Genomic DNA, 23,737 nt, shown 5'->3' with positions numbered 1-23,737 from the left:
GATTCAATCCCATCATTGGGGCTGAGAATATGAAGCTGACCACCAAAGGCCGCTACGCTGTCACGGCGATGCTGGATCTGGCTCTGCATGGAAGCCAGGGGCCGGTAAGTCTTGCAGACATTTCAGCCCGGCAAGAAATCTCCCTTTCATATCTGGAGCAGCTGTTTTCACGTTTGCGTCGCCAGCACCTGGTGGTGAGTGTGCGCGGCCCGGGTGGTGGCTACCGCTTGAGCCGGCCGGCAGACGACGTGTTTGTGGCTGAAGTGGTGGATGCGGTCAGCGAATCGCTTGACACCACCCGTTGCGGTAATAAGGGCGATTGCCAGAAGGGCGAAAAGTGCCTTACCCACCATTTATGGTCTGATTTGAGTGATCAGATCCACCAGTTCCTGAGTGAGATCAGTCTGGGGGATTTGATGCGGAAGCGCGAGATCCGTCAGGTGGCGGATCGCCAGAACCGGAAACACTCGGATGATGACTCTGACGCAATCAATACCCAACGCCTGATTGACCAGGCCACTGCCTGATAACCAACATTCCTGTGACTATGAAAAAGCCCGTATACCTGGACTACGCGGCCACAACGCCCGTTGATCCGTCTGTTGCATCAGAGATGATGAACTACCTGACCCTGGATGGGGTGTTTGGTAATCCCGCCTCCCGTTCTCATGGATACGGCTGGCAAGCGGAAGCGGCGGTTGAAAATGCCCGCCGCCAGGTCGCGGATTTGATTCACGCCGACCCAAGGGAGATTGTCTGGACATCCGGTGCAACCGAGTCCGATAACCTGGCCATCAAGGGTGTGGTTGCCGGGTGTGAAGAAGCTCATGTCGTGACCTCGGTCATAGAGCACAAAGCGGTTGTTGATACCTGCAAGTGGCTCGAACAGAACAGCGTTGAAGTGACCTGGCTGCGCCCCGATTCAGATGGCCGTGTCAGCCCGCAGGCCGTGATGGACGCGGTGCGCGACAATACGGTGCTGGTCAGCCTGATGATGGTGAACAATGAGCTGGGCTGTGTGACCGACATTGCCGCCATCGGTGAGCAGCTCCGTCAGCGCGGCATACTGTTGCATGTTGATGCCGCCCAGGCTGCTGGCAAGCTCCCGGTAGACGTAGGCGAGCTGAACGTAGACCTGCTGTCGCTGTCGGCCCACAAGGTCTATGGCCCCAAGGGTGTCGGGGCGCTTTATGTGCGCCGTTCCCCTGATGTGCGTCTTGAGGCCCAGATGCATGGTGGTGGCCATGAGCGGGGGATGCGCTCTGGTACTCTTCCTACTCATCAGATTGTTGGTATGGGACGGGCATTTGAGCTGGCGGGTGCGGGCCTGGATGAAGAAATGTCCCGCCTGGAATCGCTTCGGGAACGATTTCTCGCCGGGCTCGAAGGGCTTGATGGCGTTCACTTCAATGGCAGTCGGGAACATCGTGTCCCGGGTATTGTCAATCTGTCATTCGAGGGTGTTGAGGCTGAATCTTTGATGCTTGGGCTGAGAAACCTTGCAGTTTCTTCTGGTTCTGCCTGTGCTTCTGCGACTGTTGAGCCTTCGTTTGTGCTGCGAGGCATAGGTTTGAGTGATGAATTGGCCCACCGCGCCCTTCGTTTTTCGTTTGGCCGGTTCAGCACCGGAGAGGAAATGGATTTTGCCAGTTCGCAAATAATTGATGTTGTTACCCGACTTCGTGCCGTGCGGTAGGCAGTCGCACCCGGACTGCGTATAATCGCACCTCTGAATTTTCATGAACCTGACTGGAGAAATACCATGGCAAACGAGCGTACGCTCTCTATCATCAAGCCTGACGCGGTCGCCAAGAACGTTATCGGCGAAATCTACAGCCGTTTCGAGAAAGCCGATCTGAAAATCGTCGCTGCCAAGATGATGCACCTGACCCAGGAGCAGGCAGAAGGCTTCTATGCTGAGCACAAAGAGCGCCCGTTCTTTAACGATCTGGTTGCTTTCATGACGTCTGGCCCGGTTGTGGTTCAGGTACTCGAAGGCGAGGGCGCCATTCTCAAGAACCGGGAGCTGATGGGTGCTACCAACCCGAAAGAAGCGGAAGCCGGCACCATCCGCGCTGACTTCGCATCATCCATCGATGCCAACGCAGTTCACGGTTCTGACTCAGCAGCTTCCGCTGAGCGTGAAGTGGCGTATTTCTTCAATGACAACGAGATCTGCCCGCGCGGTTGATGTTGTTGGTTCAGGGGTGGTGAATGCCACCCCTGGATTGGTTATCTGATCGAGGTTATTGCATGACTGGCACTGCCGAAAAAGTCAATCTCCTGGGGATGCCCAAAGCCAAGCTTGAGGCGTTCTTTGAGACCCTGGGTGAAAAGCGCTTCCGGGCGCAGCAGGTGCTGCAGTGGATCCATCAGCGCGGCGTTGATGACTTCGATCAAATGACCAATATGAGCCGCCTGCTGCGTGAAAGGCTTAAGGACGTTGCTGAAGTTCGCGGTCCGGAGGTGGTCTACGACGAAACCTCCAAAGATGGCACCCGGAAGTGGGTGATGCGCATGGATAATGGGAACAGCGTTGAAACCGTGCTGATTCCGGACGGCGAGCGGGGCACCCTTTGCGTATCTTCCCAGATTGGCTGCAGCCTTGATTGCACTTTCTGCTCCACCGGCAAACGAGGCTTCAACCGTAACCTCACAGCAGCCGAGATTATCGGTCAGGTCTGGGTTGCCCGAAGGGCCTTTATGCCGTTTGATCCAAATGATCGTCCGATAACCAACGTCGTCATGATGGGTATGGGAGAGCCTCTGCTTAACTTCGACAACGTCGTCGATGCCATGAACCTGATGATGGAAGATCTGGCCTACGGCATTTCCAAGCGTCGGGTCACCCTGAGCACATCGGGCGTGGTGCCTGCCCTGGATCGGTTAGGCGAGGTTACCGATGTTTCACTGGCCATCTCGCTTCATGCACCCAATGATGAGTTGCGCAACACTCTGGTTCCGTTGAATAAAAAGTATCCCATAGCGGAGCTTTTGGCAGCGACCAGGCGGTACCTGGCCCGGTTGCCGGATAAACGCAAAGCGACCATAGAATACACGGTTATTGAAGGCGTCAATGACAAGCCGGAACACGCCCGGGAGCTTGCGGTCCTGTTGAAAGGCCTGCCGTGCAAGATTAACCTTATTCCGTTTAATCCGTTTCCGGAAAGCGATTTCAAACGGCCGAGCATGAACGCCACCAGGCGGTTCCAGAAGGTACTGAACGAAGCCGGTCACGTAACCACAATTCGTACTACTCGAGGTGATGACATTGACGCGGCCTGTGGGCAGTTGGTCGGCCGGGTTGAGGACCGCACTCGCAGGAGCCAGAGATACATTGCGGTACAACAGGTAAATCCCTGATTCAACAACGCGGAAGCGACTAAGGTAAGGTGTTTCGTGAAAGGAAAAGCACAAAGCTCGCATCTGTTCGCAACGGCTGTTCTATTGTTCGGTCTTGTTCTCTCCGGTTGTGTGACCACAACCGACAGTCGCTTTTCCCGGGAAGCGGACCGTGATAAGGCGGTCAGCAACTACGTGCAACTCGCAACAGCCTATATTGGACAGGGCAATATAGAGCGTGCGCGCCATCACCTCGAACGAGCGTTGGAGCTTTCGCCGAACAGCTCCGAAGCTCTGGCAGCTATGGGCCTGGTTTACAATGTTGAAGGCGAGCCGGAACTGGCTGAGCGTAGCTTCAAACGGGCCATCAGTCAGGATTCCGGTTATTCCCGTGCGAGGGTTTACTACGGGGCTTTTCTGTACAGCAATGGCCGGTTCTCCGAAGCCAGGGATCAATTCAGTGTTGCGTCACGCGACACCGGGTATCGGGAACGCGGAGCGGTTTTCTACAATCTGGGCATGACCGAGGAGCGGCTTGGTAACCCGGATGCAGCCGAGGGCGCCTATCGTCGTGCGGTGGAACTGACTCGCGGTGAGGCAAGGACCCTGCTTTCCCTGTCCAGGGTGTTGGTTGAGAAAGGGGATTTTACCGAGGCCTCTCGCTATTACAGCCGCCTGCAAACCATGATTCAGCGTAATACCCGCCTGTCACACTCCGCAGAGAGCCTGTATACGGGTATTCGGATAGCGCGTCATTTTAACGATCGTGATCAGGAAGTGAGCCTGGCGATGTTGCTCCGGAATGATTACCCAGATTCTTTGGAATACGAACAATACAGGGTGTTGATTGCCAATGACCGGTGATGTGGAGCCAGATCAGGTGACGGCAGAGCCCGTCGGGGAACAGCTTCGGCAAGGGCGTGAGCGGCTTGGATTGAGCGTGTCGGCCATTGCAGATGAACAGCACCTCCGGCCGTCTGTGATTCAGGCCATTGAAAGCGGCGATTACAGCAAAATAGACAGTGAGCTTTTTCTCAAGGGGTATGTACGTGCCTACGCCCGCCAGGTGGGGCTGGATGCAGACGCTATTATCGCCGACCTGAATAGGGAGTTGGAGCCGGCTCGCCAGCAGAAAGAGTTGGAGCACCAGTCAAGTCCGCTGGTTTCTATTGAACGCAAGAAACGTCGAAAGCGGCAGGTTGCCAAGCTCCTCGTGGTGTTGTTGGTGGTGGCTTTGGTGGTCTACCTGATCGCAGGATATCTGGCGCAGCAGGAAGGAAGCCGTGAACCGTCCCCAGCGCCCGAATCCCCTGCAGAGACAGTGGCGCCGGACGAGGAATCTGTGGTAACCGAGGTTGATGATGTGCCACCGGTTGCAGGCCCGGATGATGAATTAAGCGGGCCAGAACAGCCGTTATCCGATGACGCCTTGGCCGATATGACCGGTGAACCTGTGCCAGACCCGCTGGAGCCTGAATTAACCGGTGCGGATCTGGATGAGTTGCCCGCTGACCGTGTTCCTGCAGTGACTCAGTCGACGGAGCCCATCCGGCAGGAAACGCAATTACGCGCACCAGCGGCAACAACCGAGGGTCGGCTGCAGATTTCCTTTTCTGGAGATTGCTGGGTTCAGGTTACCGATGCCGAAGGAAGACGGTTGGTCAGTGCTTTGCGTCGTAGCGGAGAGCGACTGGATGTCACCGGTGAAGCACCGCTGACGGTGGTAATCGGCGCTATGAGCGCCGTCGAGTCCATTCAATTCCAGGGTGAATCCCTGAATATTGGTGATTTTCGCGTAGTGAACAACCGGTCAGAGTTCACCCTCGAACTTTGATCCGAACGCCTGAATAACTGTTGGTTCCAGCAAATGAAACACGAATCCCCGATAAAAAGACGTAAATCCCGCCAGATCATGGTGGGCAATGTGCCGGTTGGTGGCGATGCGCCGATTGCGGTTCAGAGCATGACCAACACAAACACCTGTGATGTAGAGGCGACTGTTGGCCAGATTGCAGCGTTGCAGGAGGCTGGCGCCGATATCGTCCGTGTGTCTGTACCCTCCATGGAGGCCGCTGAAGCGTTCGGGCAGATTCGCAAGCGCGTATCTCTGCCACTCGTTGCCGACATTCACTTCGATTACAAAATTGCCTTACGAGTGGCCGAACTTGGTGTTGACTGTTTGCGCATCAACCCCGGTAACATTGGTCGGGATGATCGTGTGAATGCGGTCATCAGTGCCGCTCGGGATGGAAATATCCCTATCCGAATTGGAGTCAATGCCGGCTCTCTGGAAAAGAGCTTGCAGCGCAAGTACGGTGAGCCCACCTCCGAGGCCCTGGTAGAGTCTGCCATGCGGCACATCGATATTCTGGATAAACACGATTTCCAGGATTTCAAGGTTAGCCTGAAGGCGTCAGAGGTATTTATGACCGTTGATGCCTACCGGAAGATTGCCTCCCAGATTGTACAGCCGCTGCACCTTGGTATTACCGAGGCCGGTGGCTTTCGTTCTGGCACAGTGAAATCCTCTATCGGCCTTGGCATGTTGCTGATGGACGGTATTGGCGACACCATTCGGGTATCACTGGCCGCCGACCCCGTGCAGGAAATCAAGGTTGGCTTCGACATTCTCAAGAGCCTGCGTTTGCGCAGCCGTGGTATCAACTTCATCGCTTGCCCAAGCTGCTCCAGACAGAACTTCGATGTGATCCAGACCATGAACGATCTGGAAGCTCGCCTGGAAGACGTCAATACCTCCCTGGACGTGGCCATAATTGGTTGCATAGTGAACGGTCCCGGAGAAGCCAAGGTGGCGGACCTCGGGCTGACGGGCGGTACGCCGAAAAACCTTCTGTATCTGGACGGAAAGCCAAATCAGAAGTTGGACAATGCGACGTTGACGGATGACCTGGAGCGAATCATCCGGGAAAAAGTTGCAGAGCGGCAGCAGCAGGAAGAATCCGTGATTGCCCGGTCTGCAGACTGAGCCGTCCAATTCGACATCATTCATCAAAGTATCAGGGTTTTAACTTGGCTAAGATTCAGGCAATCCGCGGAATGAACGATATTCTGCCGGAGCAGACCCCCGTCTGGCAGTATGTAGAGTCAACGGTACGTCAGGTACTTGGGCAATACGGATATCAGGAAATCCGCATGCCGGTGGTTGAACAGACCGAACTGTTCAAGCGCTCGATTGGTGAAGTAACTGACATCGTCGAAAAAGAAATGTACACCTTTGACGACAGGAATGGCGACAGCCTGACCCTTCGCCCGGAAGGTACAGCCGGTTGCGTCAGGGCCGCCGAAGAGCATGGCTTGCTGTTCAACCAGACCCGCCGGCTTTGGTATACCGGCCCGATGTTCCGCCACGAACGCCCCCAGAAAGGCCGCTACCGCCAGTTCCACCAGATTGGCGTGGAATGTTTTGGCATGGATGGTCCGGATATAGACGCTGAGTTGCTGATACTCACGGCGCGGCTGTGGCAGGCCCTTGGTCTTGCCGGGCACACGCGCCTTGAGATTAACTCCATTGGCACCAGTGAAGCCCGGAAAGTCTACCGCCAGGCCCTGGTCGATTATCTGGACCAGTACCGGGGTCAGCTGGATGACGACAGTAAGCGCCGGTTGACCACGAATCCGTTACGGATTCTGGACAGCAAGGATGCCGGAACCCGGAAAATCCTGGAAGGGGCGCCAAGTCTGGATGATTACCTGGATGACGAATCCCGGGCCCACTTTGAGCAATTGAAGGGGCTGTTGGACGCCGCCGGCGTGAAATACAGCGTAAACCCGGCCCTTGTTCGGGGCCTGGATTACTATGGCAAAACGGTTTTCGAGTGGATTACCGACAGCCTCGGTGCACAAGGCACCGTGTGTGCTGGAGGCCGTTACGATGGCCTGGTTGAGCAGTTGGGTGGCAAACCAACCAAGGCGGTGGGCTTTGCTATGGGGCTGGAGCGACTGATCCTGTTGCTGGAAACCCTGGAGTTGGTGCCTGATTACGTTAACAACCATGCCGACGTATACGTAACCGCTATGGGCGACAAGGTGATCGCCCCGGCGATGGCGATTGCTGAAGAACTTCGCAGCGCGCTGCCCGGTAGTGTGATTGTCACTCACTGTGGCGGCGGCAGTTTCAAGAGCCAGATGAAGAAGGCGGACCGCAGCGGCGCCCGCTACGCGGTCATTCTCGGCGAGAATGAGCTTTCCAGTGGCAATGTTGGCCTGAAGCCCCTGCGCGACGACGAGCCGCAGCAGGACATTGCCCGCAGTGAACTGGCCCAGGCGCTCGCCAACCGGCTTGCACAATGAATTTCACAAGAACAGCAACATTATTGATGAACAGGAGTTTACATGGCTGAGTTGCGCACCGAAGAGGAACAGATCCAGGCGATCAAAGACTGGTGGAAGAAAAACGGCAGTTCTCTGCTGATTGGTATCGGTGCTGCGCTGGCCATCGTATTCGGCTGGCAGGCCTGGCAGAACCACCAGGCTCAGCAGCGTGCGGAAGCGGCTAACCAGTTTGCCACTCTGCTCAATGCCTTTGCCGATGAATCCGACGAGAATGCCAGCGATACCGTCGCATTTGTTGCCGAGACCCTTCGCAACGACTATGGCAAGAGCGCCTACGCCATCTATGGCAACCTGGTACTGGCTCGCCAACAGATGATGGTGGACGGCAACGCCGAGGCCGCCATCGACTCACTGAACTGGGCCCTGGACAAGGCAGCGGATTATCCGGCCCTGAGCCTGGTTGTGCGTAACCGACTGGCCCGAGCACAGTTTGCTGCCGAGCGGTACGATGACGCCCTGGCAACGCTGGATAGTGCCGTCAGCGCCGATGCGTTCGCCGGTGTCTTCGCTGAATTGCGTGGCGACATTCTGCTCGCTAAAGGCGACACCGACGGCGCCCGTGATGCCTATCTCGCCGCACGTGAGCAAAACCAACAGGGCCGCAGCGGTATACTCGAACTAAAGCTCTCTGACCTCGGTGTCGGGGAGGGGGCCTGATGCGGGTAACTCGCAACAGGTTTGTTCGGTTTCATCTCGCATCCCTGATGCTATTACTGCTGGTCGGTTGTAGCACCAAGGATACCTTTGAGCGGCCGGTGCCGGTTCCTGAAATTGATGCCACCGTCGAGTTCAAGCGCATCTGGACCATGTCAGTTGGCAAGGGGCACGATGGTCAGTTTCTGCATCTGGCACCTCTGTACGCCGGCGACGTGATCTATGCAGCCTCTGCCGATGGCCTGCTGGTGGCGGTCGAGCCCGGGAATGGCAAGGCGCTCTGGCAGCGGCGGTCGAAAGACCGGATTTTTGCCGGCTTCGGTGGCGACGGTAACCAGTTGTATTACATCACCCGCGATGCCGAACTGGTTGCCTTGTCACGGGAAACCAGCGAGGAGTTATGGCGGGCCTCATTACCGACCGAAGGTCTTGCTGCGCCCCAGTCCAATGGCTCACTGGTGGTTGCGCAAACCACCGATGGCCGCGTTATCGGTTTCAATGCGACTAATGGCGAACGTCTCTGGCAATACGACGGCCAGGTACCGGTACTGTCGATGCGGACGGCGGCGGCCCCTTTGGTGGGCGGCGATATTGTGATTGCTTCTTTCGCTAACGGCCGTGTTATCGCGCTCACCGCGGATGCTGGCCAGCCGGTCTGGCAATACGAAGTTGGGCAACCACAGGGCCGTACAGAACTGGAGCGGCTGGTGGATATCGGTGGCCAGCCGCTGGTCCTGGAATCAGCCATTATGGTGGCCGGGTACCAGGGCAAGCTGGCGCTGGTCGATATTCGCTCCGGGCAGGAAATCTGGAGCCGCCGTGCTTCAAGTTTCTACTCGCCAAGTATCGGTGGTGGCAGCATCTTCCTGGCGGCGGCGAATGGCGACATTATTGCTTACCGGGGCAGCGACCGCCGCGAACTCTGGGTTCAGGATCGGTTGTCCTGGCGCCAGGTCACCCGGCCCGTGGCCAGCGGTGACTACGTGGTTACCGGGGATTACGAGGGCTACCTGCACGCACTCTCCCGGGAGGATGGCGCCTTGCAGGGCCAGCTGAAGTTCGACAGTGACGGTATCCGCGTACCGGTTCAGGTGATTGAAGATGGTAACCTGCTGGTTTACGGCAACGGTGGGCGAATGGCGGTTTATAGCCTGACACCAAAAAAGTAACACCGTTCACATGATCAGCCCGGCATGAGCCGGGCTTTTGACCTTTTTATATAGCAGAACATTATGACCCCAGTTATTGCCCTGGTTGGACGCCCGAACGTGGGTAAGTCCACTCTTTTCAATCAGATGACCCGCTCCCGCGACGCGCTGGTGGCGGATTTTCCGGGTTTGACCCGTGACCGGAAATACGGAGAGGGTCAATACGAGGGGCAGAAGTTCATTGTCATCGATACCGGTGGTTTGACCGGTGACGAGGTGGGGCTGGACGCAGAGATGGCCCGGCAGTCCATGCAGGCCGTCGAGGAAGCCGATATCGTCCTGTTTCTGGTCGACGGCAGGGCAGGGCTGACAGCCGGTGATGAGATGATTGCAGATCATCTGCGCCGTTCCGGCAAGCAGGCGCACCTGGTGGTGAACAAGACCGATGGCCAGGACCCGGATGTCGCCGCCGCCGATTTCTACTCCCTGGGTTTTGAGTCCACCTTCCAGATTGCGGCCGCCCATAACCGGGGTATCCGCTCGCTACTGGAAGTTCTGCTGCCTGAGCCGGTGGACGTTGAAGAGCAGGACCGGGCTGATCGGTACCCGGGTATTCGCATTGGTGTGGTCGGTCGCCCCAACGTAGGCAAGTCGACTCTGGTCAACCGGATGCTGGGTGAGGAGCGAGTGGTTGTCTACGATATGCCCGGCACCACACGGGACAGCGTGTATATCCCTTATGAGCGGCACGGCCATCAGTACACCCTCATTGATACAGCAGGTGTGCGGCGCCGGAAGAACGTGAAAGAAGTGGTGGAGAAGTTCTCCATCATCAAAACCCTTCAGGCCATAGATGACGCCCATGTGGTTATTCTGGTGATTGATGCCCGGGAAGGGCTCGTTGACCAGGATATGCACCTGATCGGCTTTGTACTGGATGCGGGCCGCTCGCTGGTGATTGCCATTAACAAATGGGATGGCATGGATCCGGAGGACCGTGAAAAGGTGAAAGAGCAGGTGGGGCGCCGCCTGGACTTTCTGGACTACGCCGACAAGTATTACATCTCGGCTTTGCACGGTACCGGTGTTGGCACCATGTACGAGTCTGTGCAGGCCTGTTATGAGTCTGCAATGGCCAAGTGGCCAACCAATCGCTTGACCGCCATCCTGCAGGATGCCGTGGCCCAGCATCAGCCGCCGATGGTTCATGGTCGGCGTATCAAGCTGCGCTATGCCCATCAGGGTGGTTCCAACCCGCCAGTGGTGGTGGTGCATGGTAACCAGGTGGATTCGTTGCCCGGTGCCTACAAACGGTACCTGGAGAATACCTTCCGAAAGGTACTGAAGGTGGTGGGCTCACCCATTCGGTTCGAGTTTCGGTCCGGTGAAAACCCCTTCGCCACCAAGGTGGACCGCCTGACGCCGCGCCAGAAAGTGAAAAAAGACAACGACATCAAGAAGGGGCGCCGTGTACGAAAAACACGGCAGAAGAGCGTCAAGCGCTGATCTGCCTGGCCGTGCCCATTCTGTAAAGGGTTGGCGTTACGCCAACCCGGCACTCTCTACCTGGCGCGCCTGCACTGCCGTCAGGGCAATTGTGAAGACAATGTCTTCCACCAGCGCTCCCCGCGACAAATCATTCACCGGTTTTCTCAGGCCCTGCAGCATCGGACCAACACTGACCACATTGGCACTGCGCTGAACAGCCTTGTAGGTTGTGTTGCCGGTGTTCAGATCCGGGAATACAAAGACGGTTGCTTTGCCGGCCACCTTGCTGTCCGGCGCCTTGGCCTTGCCGACACTCTCGATGGCTGCGGCGTCGTACTGCAACGGGCCGTCTATCAACAGGTCCGGGCGGCGTTCCCTGGCAATACGAGTGGCTTCCCTCACTTTATCTACATCGGCGCCGGTACCGGATTCCCCGGTGCTGTAACTGATCATTGCAACCACCGGCTCGATGCCAAAGGCCTCGGCGGATTGCGCACTCTGGATGGCGATGTCAGCCAGTTCTTCGGCGTTCGGGTCCGGGTTGATGGCGCAGTCACCGTAAACCAGCACCTGTTGGGGCAGCAGCATGAAGAACACCGACGAAACCACTTTGGCGTGATCATGAGTTTTAATGAGTTGTAATGCAGGTCGAACGGTATTGGCGGTGGTGTGAATCGCTCCTGAGACCAGGCCGTCGGCTTCATCCATGGCGACCATCATGGTACCCAGCACCACGTTGTCCTCAAGCATGGCTTCTGCCATATCTTCGGTCAGGCCTTTGTGTTTTCGCAGTTCAACCATGGGCGCAATATAGCGATGCCGGACGGACTGAGGGTCCAGAATCTCAAGGTCTTCGGGCAATTCAACGCCTTGGGAACTGGCAACGGATCGTATTTCTCGTGGGTCGCCGATCAGAACGCAGCGGGCAAGTTTACGCTGGTGGCAAATGATGGCGGCCTGAACGGTTCTGGGTTCCGCACCTTCAGGCAGCACAATGCGTTTGTTGGCGGCCCGGGAGCGCTCAGACAACTGATAACGAAAAGCCGGTGGCGACAGACGCCCCTGACGCTGTACCTTCAGGTGCTCCTGCAGCCAGTCGGTATCAATTCGCGTAGCGACAGACTCCATGGCCTGTTCAATCCGGTCGGGATCGTCGATGGGTATAGTGGCCGACAGGTTGGCAAGCATGTGGGCGGTTTCATAGGTATTGGTTGATGAGCTGAGTACTGGCAAGCCGGTTTCCAGCGCCCGCCGACACAGGTCAATCACCCGGTCATCCGGCATCATGCCCCCGGTAAGCATCAAGCCGGCAAGCGGCACACCGTTGAGTGCTGCTACCGCTGTCGTCACAACAATGTCTTCCCGGTCGCCCGGGGTGACCAGCAGGGTGCCTGGCTTGAGGATGTCGGTCATGTTCCGGATGGTGCGGGCGCACACAGACACGCGCTGTACCCGCCGGGAATGCATCTGGCCGCCATGGAGTACCGGGACTGCAAGCTCCCTGGCGACGTCGGAAACCCGGGGTGCCAGCAAGTGCGGTTGCCAGGGGATTTCGCCCAGTAGGCGGAAGCGTCCTGAGTTGAACACCGAACAGGCTTCCTGATAGTGAATCTCCTGATGTTGGTGATCAGGCTGCTGGTCAAGGGCGATGCCCGTTTTTTCAGGGGCGCCCACTTTGTTCAGGATAACGCCGATGACGTCCGGATCTGACGGGGCGGTAAAAATTCGGGCGGAGAAATCCAGCTCTTCGTCCAGTTCGGAAGCCGTGCAGGTTCTCGGGGTGCTGACGAGGATAACTTCGGAATTCAGGTTTCGAGCCACTTCCACATTCAGTCGGGCAATGTAGGCCTCGCTTCGGTCTGGCACAAGGCCTTCGATGATAACCACATCGAAGTCATTGGCGACTTTCTGGTACTCACCGACGATGGTCTCCAGAAGCAGATCCGCCTTTCCGTGGTTCAGTAGTTGCTGGGCCTGCTTGAGGGGGAGAGGGTCGGGTGTTTGTACATGGCTGCGAGAGCGGACAAACTCAACCGAGGAATCCTTCCCCTCGTTATGGCGGGCCTCGCCCTGATGTACCGATTGACTGAAAGGCTTGTAAAACCCAACGCTAACGCCTTCGCGCTCCAGAGCCCTCAACAGGCCAAGGCAGACAGAAGTGAGGCCTGAATCGAGGGAAGTCGGGGCAATAAACAGACTCTTAGCCATAATGGTTCCTGATGACGTCCTTGAATGTCAGTTTACGTTAGCAAGCCGGATGGCTTCTCTGGCAATCACCAATTCTTCATTGGTTGGGATGACCATTACCGGAAAACGGGAATCCGGGTCGCCAATGTGGCCTTCACTGTACTGGCCGTGATGGTTGTTCAGGTCCGGATCGAGTGTAATGCCGAGTAGTTTCAGGTGTTCGACCGTCTGGGCTCTGACTCTGGCACTGTTTTCTCCGATGCCACCGGTAAACACCAGAGCATCCAGATGGTTCAGGGAGACCATCATGGCACCAAAATATTTCGCCAGGCGAAAGCAGAATACATCAATGGCCAGTTGTGAGGGTTCGTGGCCATGGTCAGCCAGCTCGCACAGCGAGCGCATATCATTGGTCTGGCCAGACAGCCCGAGCAATCCACTGTCCTGGTTCAGAACTCTGTGGGCCTCACTGGCGCTGATACCGCGCCCGGCCAGGTAGTCAAACAGCCCTGGATCGACATCGCCGCTGCGGGTGCCCATTACCAGCCCCTCCAGTGGTGTCAGCCCCATGCTGGTATCTTTGCTGATGCCGTTATCGATGGCTGTGATGCTGCAGCCGTTACCGAGATGCGCTGAAATGATAGACGTCGTCGCTGGCGTCTTGCCCAGGCGGCGCGCCGCCTCATTGGCCATGAATTGATGGCTGGTGCCGTGAAACCCATAGCGCCGGACACCCCATTCCCGGTAATAGTGTTCAGGCAGGGCATACAGGAAGGCCCGCTTGGGCAGGCTCTGATGGAAAGCGGTGTCGAAAACCGCCACCTGCGGTACATCCGGAAACAGTCGCTGCATGGCTCTGATGCCAACCAGGTTGACCGGGTTGTGAAGCGGTGCCAGCGAGGCACATTCGTCAATGGCCGTTATGGTATTGTCGTCGATCAGCGCTGCCTCCCGAAAGGCCTCACCACCATGAACCACCCGATGTCCAATCGAAGCAGGCTCTCGGCTTAACAGCTTGCGGTCGTAGAAAGCGTTTACCAGGGCTTGCAGGGCGTGTTCATGGGATGCGTTTGCGGGTAGGGCGACCGGCTTACTGTCACCGGAAATCTTTGCGATTGCATCCGGTTTGTTCAGCCGCTCAGCCAGTGCAGAGGCCTGTTTCTGATGGTGGTTGTTGAACAGCGCGAGTTTGATAGAAGAACTGCCGCAGTTCACGACCAGTATTGTTTCGTCCATGCTTGGTGCCGTTTTGGTGATTCAGAGATTGGCTCGATGGTTGGTTTCCAGCCACTGAATGAAATCCTGCTCGGGCATCGGGCGGCTGTAGAAGTAGCCCTGAGAGTAGTCGCAGTTTTCATGCTTGAGGAAGTGGGTTTGCCCCTCTTCTTCGACGCCTTCGGCGATGACTTTCAGTCCCAGACTGTGAGCCATATTGATGATCGCACGCACCAGTGAGGCGTCGCCACTCTCGTTCAACACATCCTGAATGAAGGACTTGTCGATCTTGAGTGTGTCGAACGGATATGACTTCAGATAACTCAAGGCTGAATAACCGGTTCCAAAGTCGTCAACCGATAGCCGGATTCCGGTTCTGTCCAGTTGCCGCAGAATGTCAGCGGTTTCAATAGTGTTATCAAGAATGAGCCTCTCGGTAATTTCCAGCTCAAGGCTCTCCGGCGGCAGACCACTGGCGTTAAGGGAGCGCATAACCGCATCGGTGAAGCCGGGATCCCGGAACTGTCGGGGCGATACATTAACCGCAATTGAAAGGGCGTGGAGGCCGGTCATGGCTCGCCAGGCGACAGCGGCTTTACAGGCCTCCTCGATAACCCATTCGCCGATAGGAATGATCAGGCCGGTTTCCTCAGCTAGCGGAATGAAGCGGTCGGGCATGACCATGCCCATGGCCGGGTTGTTCCAGCGTAGCAGAGCTTCAGCGCCAATCAATGAGCCAGACGCGGTGTCCACTATCGGCTGGTAATAGAGCTCGAATTCTCCCAACTCCAGCGCCTTACGCATATGAGACTCCATCTGAAGCCGCTCGTGGGACACTTCGGTCATTTCCGGCGTGAACTGGGCGTAGGCGCTCTTTCCTTTGTGTTTGGCCTGGTACATGGCGGCATCGGCATGCTGGAGCAAGGTGCCACTGTTATCGGAGTCCGTGGGAAAAATGGCGATCCCGATACTGGTTGTCACAAAGACTTCCTGACCATTGAGAACAAACGCGGGGGAAAAGGTTTTCAGGATCCTTTCCGCGACCTGGCATGAGGCCTCCGCTCCGGTAAGGCCCGGAAGGATAACCAGAAATTCATCCCCACCCAGGCGGGCTACGGTGCTGGTGCCCCTGAGGCAGCTGGAGATACGACGGGCGGCTTCCACGAGCAGGGTATCGCCGGCATCGTGGCCCAGGGTATCGTTGATATGTTTGAAATTGTCGAGGTCCAGGAACATGACCCCCACCTGGGAATTGTCGCGGCGGGCCTGGGCCAGCGCCAGCTTGAGGCGATCCAGGGCCAACATCCGGTTCGGCAGGCCGGTCAATATGTCGTAATTGGCCTGGCGCAACAATTGCTGTTCATAGCGCTTACGGATGCTGATGTCTTCGCCGAGGATCAGGTAGCCGTTGGTGTCACCATTATTATCGCGGATAGGGGTGACCACCAGCTGCTCCCAATAGCGCTCACCATTGCGCCGGACGCTATTGACCTCGCCCTGCCACACGCCAACCCGCTGTACCTGGAGCCTGATGGACTGCCAAAGGTGGCGTGCGTCCTGGCTGTCCATATTGTTCTCAATCAGATGTGACGGATGCTTGCCGATGATGTCGTCTATGGTATGGCCGGTTAGCTGGCTGAACTTACGGTTAGCGTACTCGATTCGCCATTGCCGATCACAGATCAGAACTGATGAAGGGCTCTGATCAATGGCCTTGGAAAACTTGAGGATGTCGGCTGCATCCCGCTCGCGCCGGGCGACATCTTCATTCAGTCTCTCCCGCATCTGGTTAATGGCGTCCGTCACCATGCCCAGCTCGTCTCGACCATTGGCTGTGCTGTCCGGGCGGTCCAGCACCAGAGGCCTGGACAGGTTTTTCAGTGACAGATCCTTGGTGTATTGCGCCATGGCGGTGAGATGCCGGGTTACCAGGTGCTGGAAGATCCACAGGATAAGGACTGAAACAAAAAAGACGGTCAGGAACTGCGTGGCCAGAATAACGCCGACCTTTCGCTGGAGTTCCCCATACACCCGTTCCAGGTTGGCGGTTATCTCAAGTTCCCCAAGCAGGAATTCATTTCCATCCCGCTGAACGAGTTCGAAACGATGGACAAGGGTATCGGCCTGTCTGGGGATTTCTCCCATCACAAGTTCGGAATCAGGCTCGATTCGGAGCCGGAGGTGGATAATGTCCGGCAGGCTCAGGATGCCCTCCATCTGGGTTTGCAGCAGTTTCTGATCGAGGGCCCAGAGACTTCTGGCCAGGCTTGAAGCGTAGCCGGACTCAATCACTTCCATCCGTTCTTCGATCAGCGACAGGTCTTTGCGGTAATCAGAATAGATCTGCACACCTGCGGCCAGAAGCGTGAAGGCAGTGCTGAACAACAGGATCCATGCCAGGAGCCTGAAAGAGAGAGGAGAGGCTTTGCGAATACGCCTCAATCTGGGCATGAATGCTCGCATGTCGCTAACTTCGCTATCGCATCGGATGTCGGGCATAAGGTGCGTAAGTGTAAGTGCCTAGTATGTCACCGACTATAGCAGCAGTTTATGTCGAATGCGCTGCAAATGCAGGAAATAACAGAATAATTCGGGCTGTGTTTCGCAGTTTTGGAATTGAAAGAGGGGATAGTTGCCTTTGACACAGATCAATACGGGGCTGGTCGCCCGGGCGTAACCTGAGTTTGGTCAAGTTTCAGATAGAGCAGGAGTACAAACTATGTATATGGACGCTGTGGTCATCGCTGGTATCGCAACCGTATTGCTGGTGGTTGGATTTTTCGTTGGCGTAGGGATTTTTGTGGTGAAGGACCAGAAGGAGCATGGAGGAGATAAGCACGAAGGCCACCGTAGAGGCCATGGTGGATAACCACCGAGCGACGTATGGGTGGTTGAAAATTGGCGTCCCCTAGGGGGTTCGAACCCCTGTTGCCGCCGTGAAAGGGCGGAGTCCTAGGCCACTAGACGAAGGGGACGCAACGTTTTCAACAACTTGCCTCGTCGAGGTGGCGCGTATATTAAGTAACGGCTTTTCCCCTGTCAACGATTATTTTGAAAAATAATCAGCGTGCCACGCTATCTTCGAGTGCTGTCTTCAATTCCGGGTACTTAAACTGGAATCCCTCGTTCTGCAATCTCGCCGGTACCGCTTTCTGCCCTGTGAGCAGCAACCCTGCCATTTCACCTAATGCCAGCCTGAGCAACGGCGCCGGAGCCGGGAACACTGTGGGCCGGCCTACAACCTGGCCAAGAGTTTTTGTGAACTCCCGGTTAGTGGCCGGTTGAGGGCTTACCATGTTATAGGCTCCGCGGGCGTGAGGGTTCTCTAGCATCCACATCAGCCCTGACACCACATCATCCCGGTGCACCCAGGGCATGTACTGATATCCGCCGCCAAGGCGGCCGCCAAGACCGAGCCGGAAGGGCAATATCATTCTCTGCAGGAAGCCGCCACCTCTACCAGTCACAATGCCGGTGCGACACAGGCATACCCGGGTGCCCAGCTCCTCTATAGACAGTGCTGCCTGTTCCCAGTCTCGGCACAACTCGTGGGTGAACTCCGGATGTGGCTGGGTATCCTCTGTTACCAGATGGTCTCCCTGGTCGCCATAGAAGCCCACAGCAGAACCAGATACCAAAACTTCAGGCGGGCTTTGCCAGCTTTTGCATACATCAACCAAAGTCCGGGTCAGGCTGATACGGCTGTCCCGCAGGGCCTGTTTTCGGGACGCCGTCCAACGTTTGTCGGCGATCCCTTCTCCGGCCAGGTTAATGACGGCATGGTAGCCTTGATGCCCCTTAAGGAGTTTCAGGTCTGACGTGGCCTCAACCCGGCCACACAGTGCGCGCACGGCTTCTGCCGGTTGTCGACTGAGCACTGTTAGCGTATATCCTTTGCTGATCAGCTCCCGGCACAGAACGGTTCCGATAAAGCCCGTACCACCGGTAATCAGGATTCTCTTCTCCATGATCTTTTCCTCCTGTCAGCTGAAAGGTTCAGGAATCGTTGTGCTCAAGTTCCTGAAGTACCACATCCCGGATGGCATCACCCAGTTGAGGGTTCTGGCCGATAGGTGGCGCCAACTTGATCTGAACGCCATGCTGGCTTTCCAGTTCTGAGATCATTGCCGGTACATCTTTTCGAAGATGTCGGCCCGCCGCCAGAAACAGGGGAACCACCGTAAAATGGTCAGTGCCAGCCGCTTTGCCCTGGCTCACGATGGCTTCCAGCGAGGGTTCTGCGAGTTCCATGTAGGCGATAGCCGCGTTTTCGACCGACTTGAGCGTGGGTGCCGCCAGTTGTTCAAACGTTTCACACCAGCGTCGGTCACTGCTGCCATGGGCCAACAGGATAATTTGGTGAGAATTGGTCATGATTGCTCCTGGGTGGTCAAATGGACAGATTCTGTCGTAAGCAAATAGGATCCTGTACACCCGCTGATCTAAATGTAACAGGGAGTCGGTAAATGTTCGATTGGAAAGAGCTTCTGGATTTCTGGTTTGGTGAATTGGATGAGCACGGACTACCCGATGCGGACCACCGAAACCGTTGGTTTCGATCCGATCGGAAGTTTGACCAGGAAATTCGCAGGCGCTTTTTATCGCTGGTTCTCTTTGCTTCTGAACAGGGCCTGGACCATTGGCGCAGCGAAGCTGGTGGTGCGCTGGCCGAAATACTGTTGCTCGATCAGTTTACCCGCAACATCTTCCGTGGTGGTGCGCTGGCGTTTGACAGTGACCGGCTCGCCCGTAACCTCAGCAGGCAGGCGATGGAAAAGGGCCAGGACCAGGAGTTGCCGTTGATTCATAGGGCATTCCTGTACATGCCTATGCAGCACTCGGAACTCAAGAGAGATCAGGATTTGTCGGTAGCGTGTTACGAGCAACTGGTGGCCAGCGCCAGCGGATTGCTCGAGGAGTTCCTGGAAAGCTTCCTGCAGTCCGCCATTGACCACCGGGAGATTGTGCGCCAGTTTGGCCGCTTCCCCCATCGCAACAAGGCACTTGGGCGAACATCGACGGAGGCCGAGCAGGCGTATCTGGCTGGTGGGCGCCGATTTGGGCAGTAAAACGGTGCGGTTCAGGGTAATCACAAATTTTTCACAAAAATTGTTGACGGCCGAACGCTGATCAGTAGAATACGCAGCCGTTGAGAGGCAACGCCCTCTGGCATCAAGCGGGAATAGCTCAGTTGGTAGAGCACAACCTTGCCAAGGTTGGGGTCGCGAGTTCGAATCTCGTTTCCCGCTCCAGATTCAGAAAAAACCCGGTCTATCAGGCCGGGTTTTTTGTTTCTGATGCCGCATTTCTCCCCCATTCAGGCGGACTCGTCGGTTATACTCGCTAACTCCCATCCCTAACCTTTGACTTACAAGGGTGGTCACCATGCGCGTTCAATCCCTCTTTATTTACCCGGTCAAGTCCCTGTCCGGTATCGAAGTTTCATCCCTCGAACTGGATGAATTCGGACCTGCCGGCGACCGGCGCTGGATGCTGGTGAATGATCAGGGGCAGTTTATAACCCAGAGGCAGGAACCGCTGTTGGCTAAGGTGGTAACCCGGCTTGGGCCAGAAGGTGTCGAAATTGACATTCCGGGGCAGGGTGACATTACCCTGAGGCCCGGGGATCGCCAGGTTGAGGTTACGGTATGGCGGGATACTGTGAAGGCGGTGACCGGCCCGGAGGAGGCCGATGAAGCTATCAGCCGTTATATTGGCCGGTCACTTCGCTTTGTCCATATGCCGGATGACAGCTTTCGCCGCGTAGATCCTGTTCGGGTTCCGGAAAACCGCAGGGTTGGTTTTGCCGACGGGTTCCCCTTGCTGATAACGAATCAGGCTTCGCTCGATGAGCTCAATAGCCGACTGGACAACGCGGTAGAAATGCGCCGTTTTCGGCCGAACGTAGTCATTTCGGGGGCTGAGGCCTGGTCTGAGGATCGTTGGCAAAGCGTCAGAGTGGGTGAAACCCGGTTTACGATCTCAAAACCCTGCTCCCGATGCGTCATGACTACGGTGGATCCGGATACCGGCCTGAAAGATACTGATGCCGAGCCGCTCAGAACCCTTTCTCGTTATCGAAAAACCGTGGATGGTGTGATCTTTGGGCAGAATGCCGTCCATCAGGGCTATGGCCGGCTGTCGGTCGGTGATGCTGTAGAAATTTCCCAACAGGAGTCTTGATCAAGGTGCCTTTGTTATCACTGGAAAAAATCTCCCTGGCTTTCGGCATGCATCCCTTGCTGGATGAGGCAACCCTGATGATTGACCCGGGGGAGCGTGTGTGCCTCCTCGGGCGTAACGGTGAGGGCAAGTCGACTTTGCTGAAGATTGTCAGTGGCGAAGTGACTCCGGATGCTGGTGTTGTCCGTCTCGAGGAAGGCTCGGTGCTGGCGGTTCTGCCGCAGAGCCTGCCTTCGGATGATGCCCGGACTGCCTATGATGTGGTCGCTTCGGCGTTTCCGGAAATCGGCGAGTTGTTGGCGGAGTTCCATCGTCTGTCCCAGAGTGCCGACGAGGCTGCTATGGATAGCCTGATGAAGGTACAGGAGCGTCTCGAATCTTTGGATGGCTGGCGTCTTGATCAAAAGGTGAACACCATTTTGGGTCAGTATGGCATTGAGCCGGACCGCTGCCTCAATACGTTGTCTGGTGGTTGGCAGCGCCGGGTCTTGCTGGCCAAGGCTTTGGTTGCGGAGCCGGATATCCTGTTGTTGGATGAGCCAACCAACCACCTTGATGTACCTGCAATCGCCTGGCTCGAGGACGCCTTGACCCAGTTTCGTGGGGCGATGCTGTTTGTCAGTCATGATCGGGCATTTATCCGTCGCATGGCTACACGGGTAGTGGAACTCGACCGTGGTCAGCTCATCAGTTTTGCGGCCAGTTATGACCGGTATCTTGAGCTCAAGGAGAAAGCGCTGGAAGACGAGGAGCGCCAGAATGCCTTGTTCGACAAGCGCCTGAAACAGGAAGAAGCCTGGATACGCCAGGGTATCAAGGCCCGCCGGACACGGAACATGGGGCGAGTGCGGGCCCTGAAGGCCATGCGAGAGGAGCATCGACAGCGCAGGGTGCGAGGAGGCACTGCCAATTTCTCCGTAGAAGAGGCAGCAAAATCCGGCAAGCTGGTGGCAGAGGCACGCCTGGCCGGTTTCTCGTATCCGGACGGCCACCAGGTTGTGCGCGACATGGACCTGACGGTGATCCGGGGCGACAAAATTGGTCTGGTCGGGGAGAATGGCACCGGCAAAACCACTCTGGTCAGGCTGTTATTGGGCGAGCTTGAGCCTACCGAGGGTAGTATCCGGCTGGGTACCAATCTGCAGGTGGCATACTTTGACCAGCTCCGGGGTGAGCTGGACCTGTCCCGCAATGCCCTTGATAACCTGGCTGAAGGCCGTGAATTTATCGATATCAACGGCCAGAGCAAGCATGTGCTGGGCTATCTTCAGGAATTCCTGTTTACTCCGGAGCGTGCCCGCTCCCCGGTCCGGGTATTTTCCGGTGGTGAGCGCGCACGGCTGCTGCTGGCCAAGCTGTTTAGCAAGCCTGCGAATATACTGGTGCTGGACGAACCCACCAATGATCTGGACGTCGAAACTCTGGAATTGCTTGAAGAGCAATTAGGGAACTTTAACGGTACAGTCATCGTGATCAGTCACGATCGGGAGTTTCTCGATAACGTGGTGACTGACACAATCTTTCTGGACGGCTCCGGTGCTGTTCGAGAGTACGTTGGTGGCTACACAGACTGGCGTCGCCAAGGTGGCAGATTTCCCTCGGAGACCTCAGGGAACCGGCCCGACAAGCAGGACAAGCGTGATAAGTCCGACAGTTCGAACAAAAATACGCAGTCGTTGTCAGAGACTGTGTCGCAGTCGGCAAAACCAAAGGCTGCAAAACTGAGTTACAAGCTTAAACTGGAGCTTGAGCAGTTGCCGGGCAAGATTGAGGCGCTGGAACGTGAGGTGGCAGAACTTCAGGAGTCAATTTCTGCCCCGGACTTTTATTCAGGCCCACCGGACGAAGTCTCAGCCACTCTTGAAAAGTTGTCGGAAAGGGAAACCCGACTGGAGTCGGTTATCGAGCGGTGGATGGAGCTGGAAGAGCAGGCGAGTCAATGAATATCAATTATAATTTCAAATTTCTTGATGGACGAAACATAGAGTTCAACGTCACCGGTCAGCCGGCAAAGTCACCGGCCTCGGGGCTCCCCGCCTGGGTCAGACTTGAGCACTGCAAATGCTCGAATTGCCCCCTGAAAGCCGGGGAGGTGGAATACTGCCCGGCTGCAGTTGAGATCCTGCCGGTAGTTGAGGCGTTTCAGGCTGAAGATGCCTACCAGAAGGTGAATGTGGAGGTTGCAGACGAGCGCCGCACCTATTCGAAGCAGACAACGCTGGAAGAGGCCCTGCGCTCGTTGCTCGGGTTAAAGATGGCAACCAGTGGTTGCCCTGTTCTGTCAGAGCTCAAGCCGATGGCGTTGCATCATTTGCCATTCGCCAACAGCGACGAGTTTGTTATGCGGAGCGTCGGCTACTATCTATTGCAGCAACTGTTTGCCCAACGGAATCAGGAACAGGCTGACTGGGAACTGAAGGGGCTGGTGGAGCGGAATCAGCGGCTCCAACTTGTGAATCAGGCTCTTTGGCAAAGGATTCATGCCGTCTGTAAGGGAGACAGCAACCTTAAGGCGCTGCTGAATTTCTTTTCCATGGCGTCGAGTGTCAGTGTGTCGCTGGAAAGCCAGCTCAGGAAACTGCAGGCAAGAATGAAAGGGGAGGCTTAAGCCCCCCCTTTGCCCGGGCTCTCATTCATTGGGGCCGTTCTTTACGTCCAGGCCTTTAATGAATCCGGATAGCCAGAACGTCACACTCAGTGCCGTGCAACACTCCGTTGGCAGTTGAACCCAGGAGCAACTGGAAGCCCTTACGGCCATGGCTGCCAACGATCACCAGGTCAACTCCCTGATCTTTTACCAGGCGATGGATTTCGGATTCCGGCCGGCCAACCGTAACGATCTGGTGGCTGGTCGGTACGCCGTATTGGTCACCGTACTTGGCCAGTTGCTCCCGGGCGGCTTTGTCCAACTGGTCTTGCAGTTCCGTCAGGTCCATCGGGATATCACCACCGTAGGCATAGCCTACTGGCTCGACGACATGGACGAGAAAAAGCTCGGCTCCGTAAGCATCGCAGATGGCCTTCGCCTTGTTGAGAACCTGCGGTGCTTCTTCTGTCAGGTCAATGGCAACCAGCATCTTGTTATAGGTCGACATTCAGTCACTCCTTTGCGAATTTGGATAGTCAGTATCAACACTTTATACGAAAAAGTGTAGCGGGATTCTGAC

At 56.4% G+C, this 23,737-nt stretch carries 22 protein-coding genes and 2 tRNA genes; 17 read left to right on the top strand and 7 right to left on the bottom strand.

The genetic code is table 11. The features are described 5' to 3' along the window. The first annotated feature begins 29 nt into the window (after positions 1 to 29). From iscR to der, 11 genes are all read left to right on the top strand, one after another. A complete protein-coding gene (gene iscR, locus ABIE59_RS12045; protein ID WP_354447176.1) occupies positions 30 to 527 on the top strand; it encodes a Fe-S cluster assembly transcriptional regulator IscR in 498 nt (165 codons plus the stop codon). Positions 528 to 547: 20 nt separating this feature from the next. Further along, positions 548 to 1,696, top strand: a complete 1,149-nt coding sequence (locus ABIE59_RS12040) for an IscS subfamily cysteine desulfurase (protein ID WP_354447174.1) — start codon at positions 548 to 550, stop codon at positions 1,694 to 1,696. Between the two features lie 66 nt (positions 1,697 to 1,762). Next, on the top strand, positions 1,763 to 2,191 hold the full coding sequence (gene ndk, locus ABIE59_RS12035) for a nucleoside-diphosphate kinase (RefSeq protein ID WP_011784632.1): 429 nt from the start codon (positions 1,763 to 1,765) through the stop codon (positions 2,189 to 2,191). Between the two features lie 62 nt (positions 2,192 to 2,253). Continuing rightward, a complete protein-coding gene (rlmN, locus tag ABIE59_RS12030; protein ID WP_354447172.1) occupies positions 2,254 to 3,363 on the top strand; it encodes a dual-specificity RNA methyltransferase RlmN in 1,110 nt (369 codons plus the stop codon). A gap of 36 nt (positions 3,364 to 3,399) precedes the next feature. Beyond that, complete coding sequence (pilW, locus tag ABIE59_RS12025; RefSeq protein WP_354447170.1) at positions 3,400 to 4,206, top strand: type IV pilus biogenesis/stability protein PilW; 807 nt, start codon at positions 3,400 to 3,402, stop codon at positions 4,204 to 4,206. Then, positions 4,196 to 5,176 (top strand): RodZ domain-containing protein, encoded by a 981-nt coding sequence (locus tag ABIE59_RS12020; RefSeq protein WP_354447168.1) that lies wholly within the window; start codon positions 4,196 to 4,198, stop codon positions 5,174 to 5,176. Before pilW ends, ABIE59_RS12020 begins: the two co-directional genes overlap by 11 nt. Before the next feature lie 33 nt (positions 5,177 to 5,209). Then, positions 5,210 to 6,328 carry a flavodoxin-dependent (E)-4-hydroxy-3-methylbut-2-enyl-diphosphate synthase gene (gene ispG, locus ABIE59_RS12015; RefSeq protein ID WP_354447167.1) on the top strand — a complete coding sequence of 373 codons (1,119 nt, stop codon included), beginning with the start codon at positions 5,210 to 5,212 and terminating at the stop codon, positions 6,326 to 6,328. A 44-nt stretch (positions 6,329 to 6,372) separates the two neighbouring features. Beyond that, on the top strand, positions 6,373 to 7,653 hold the full coding sequence (gene hisS, locus ABIE59_RS12010; protein ID WP_354447166.1) for a histidine--tRNA ligase: 1,281 nt from the start codon (positions 6,373 to 6,375) through the stop codon (positions 7,651 to 7,653). 42 nt (positions 7,654 to 7,695) lie between these two features. Then, entirely contained in the window at positions 7,696 to 8,352 is a 657-nt protein-coding gene (locus ABIE59_RS12005; RefSeq protein WP_354447165.1) for a YfgM family protein, read from the top strand. After that, complete coding sequence (gene bamB / locus ABIE59_RS12000; protein ID WP_354447163.1) at positions 8,352 to 9,518, top strand: outer membrane protein assembly factor BamB; 1,167 nt, start codon at positions 8,352 to 8,354, stop codon at positions 9,516 to 9,518. Before ABIE59_RS12005 ends, bamB begins: the two co-directional genes overlap by 1 nt. A gap of 63 nt (positions 9,519 to 9,581) precedes the next feature. After that, on the top strand, positions 9,582 to 11,003 hold the full coding sequence (gene der / locus ABIE59_RS11995; protein WP_072677175.1) for a ribosome biogenesis GTPase Der: 1,422 nt from the start codon (positions 9,582 to 9,584) through the stop codon (positions 11,001 to 11,003). Positions 11,004 to 11,039: 36 nt separating this feature from the next. Here the strand turns inward: der and pta are convergent, their stop codons facing one another. Genes pta through ABIE59_RS11980 form a run of 3 tightly spaced genes read right to left on the bottom strand, consistent with a single transcriptional unit; the run spans position 11,040 to position 16,850 of the window. After that, complete coding sequence (pta, locus tag ABIE59_RS11990) at positions 11,040 to 13,193, bottom strand: phosphate acetyltransferase (protein WP_354447161.1); 2,154 nt, start codon at positions 13,191 to 13,193, stop codon at positions 11,040 to 11,042. 27 nt (positions 13,194 to 13,220) lie between these two features. Continuing rightward, entirely contained in the window at positions 13,221 to 14,408 is a 1,188-nt protein-coding gene (locus ABIE59_RS11985) for an acetate/propionate family kinase (protein ID WP_354447159.1), read from the bottom strand. 21 nt (positions 14,409 to 14,429) lie between these two features. Next, a complete protein-coding gene (locus tag ABIE59_RS11980; protein ID WP_502915355.1) occupies positions 14,430 to 16,850 on the bottom strand; it encodes a bifunctional diguanylate cyclase/phosphodiesterase in 2,421 nt (806 codons plus the stop codon). Between the two features lie 256 nt (positions 16,851 to 17,106). Here ABIE59_RS11980 and ccoM point away from each other — a divergent pair, with 256 nt between their 5' ends. Continuing rightward, complete coding sequence (gene ccoM, locus ABIE59_RS11975; RefSeq protein WP_354447155.1) at positions 17,107 to 17,256, top strand: cytochrome c oxidase subunit CcoM; 150 nt, start codon at positions 17,107 to 17,109, stop codon at positions 17,254 to 17,256. Between the two features lie 30 nt (positions 17,257 to 17,286). On the opposite strand, the gene ABIE59_RS11970 is transcribed toward ccoM, so the two are convergent. The 3 genes from ABIE59_RS11970 to ABIE59_RS11960 form a co-directional block, all read right to left on the bottom strand. Continuing rightward, a tRNA-Glu gene (locus ABIE59_RS11970) sits at positions 17,287 to 17,362 on the bottom strand. An 87-nt stretch (positions 17,363 to 17,449) separates the two neighbouring features. Then, the gene (locus ABIE59_RS11965; RefSeq protein ID WP_354447153.1) at positions 17,450 to 18,355 is read right to left on the bottom strand and encodes a TIGR01777 family oxidoreductase; all 906 of its coding nucleotides are present in this window, start codon (positions 18,353 to 18,355) and stop codon (positions 17,450 to 17,452) included. A 28-nt stretch (positions 18,356 to 18,383) separates the two neighbouring features. Next, complete coding sequence (locus ABIE59_RS11960) at positions 18,384 to 18,761, bottom strand: sirohydrochlorin chelatase (protein WP_354447151.1); 378 nt, start codon at positions 18,759 to 18,761, stop codon at positions 18,384 to 18,386. A 92-nt stretch (positions 18,762 to 18,853) separates the two neighbouring features. Between ABIE59_RS11960 and ABIE59_RS11955 the strand changes: the two genes are divergently transcribed. The 5 genes from ABIE59_RS11955 to ABIE59_RS11935 all read left to right on the top strand — a co-directional run bounded on the left by ABIE59_RS11955 (position 18,854) and on the right by ABIE59_RS11935 (position 23,178). Next, positions 18,854 to 19,456, top strand: coding sequence for a DUF924 family protein (locus ABIE59_RS11955; protein WP_354447149.1), 603 nt, complete (start codon positions 18,854 to 18,856; stop codon positions 19,454 to 19,456). A gap of 107 nt (positions 19,457 to 19,563) precedes the next feature. Beyond that, positions 19,564 to 19,639 (top strand) — tRNA-Gly (locus tag ABIE59_RS11950). Between the two features lie 133 nt (positions 19,640 to 19,772). Next, on the top strand, positions 19,773 to 20,570 hold the full coding sequence (locus tag ABIE59_RS11945; protein WP_354447147.1) for an MOSC domain-containing protein: 798 nt from the start codon (positions 19,773 to 19,775) through the stop codon (positions 20,568 to 20,570). Between the two features lie 5 nt (positions 20,571 to 20,575). Further along, complete coding sequence (locus tag ABIE59_RS11940) at positions 20,576 to 22,513, top strand: ATP-binding cassette domain-containing protein (protein WP_354447145.1); 1,938 nt, start codon at positions 20,576 to 20,578, stop codon at positions 22,511 to 22,513. Continuing rightward, positions 22,510 to 23,178: a DUF6901 family protein gene (locus ABIE59_RS11935; RefSeq protein WP_354447143.1), complete on the top strand. Its 669-nt coding sequence runs from the start codon at positions 22,510 to 22,512 to the stop codon at positions 23,176 to 23,178. The genes ABIE59_RS11940 and ABIE59_RS11935 overlap by 4 nt, the downstream gene beginning before the upstream one ends. 55 nt (positions 23,179 to 23,233) lie before the next feature. Here ABIE59_RS11935 and ABIE59_RS11930 read toward each other — a convergent pair whose 3' ends face one another. Next, on the bottom strand, positions 23,234 to 23,665 hold the full coding sequence (locus ABIE59_RS11930) for a universal stress protein (protein WP_354447141.1): 432 nt from the start codon (positions 23,663 to 23,665) through the stop codon (positions 23,234 to 23,236). Positions 23,666 to 23,737 lie beyond the last annotated feature (72 nt).

The sequence above is a fragment of the Marinobacter sp. MBR-99 genome (genome assembly GCF_040547575.1).
Lineage (GTDB): Bacteria > Pseudomonadota > Gammaproteobacteria > Pseudomonadales > Oleiphilaceae > Marinobacter.
The sequence above is the reverse complement of the archived record's forward strand: the minus strand, read 5'-3'. Positions and strand labels throughout refer to the sequence as shown.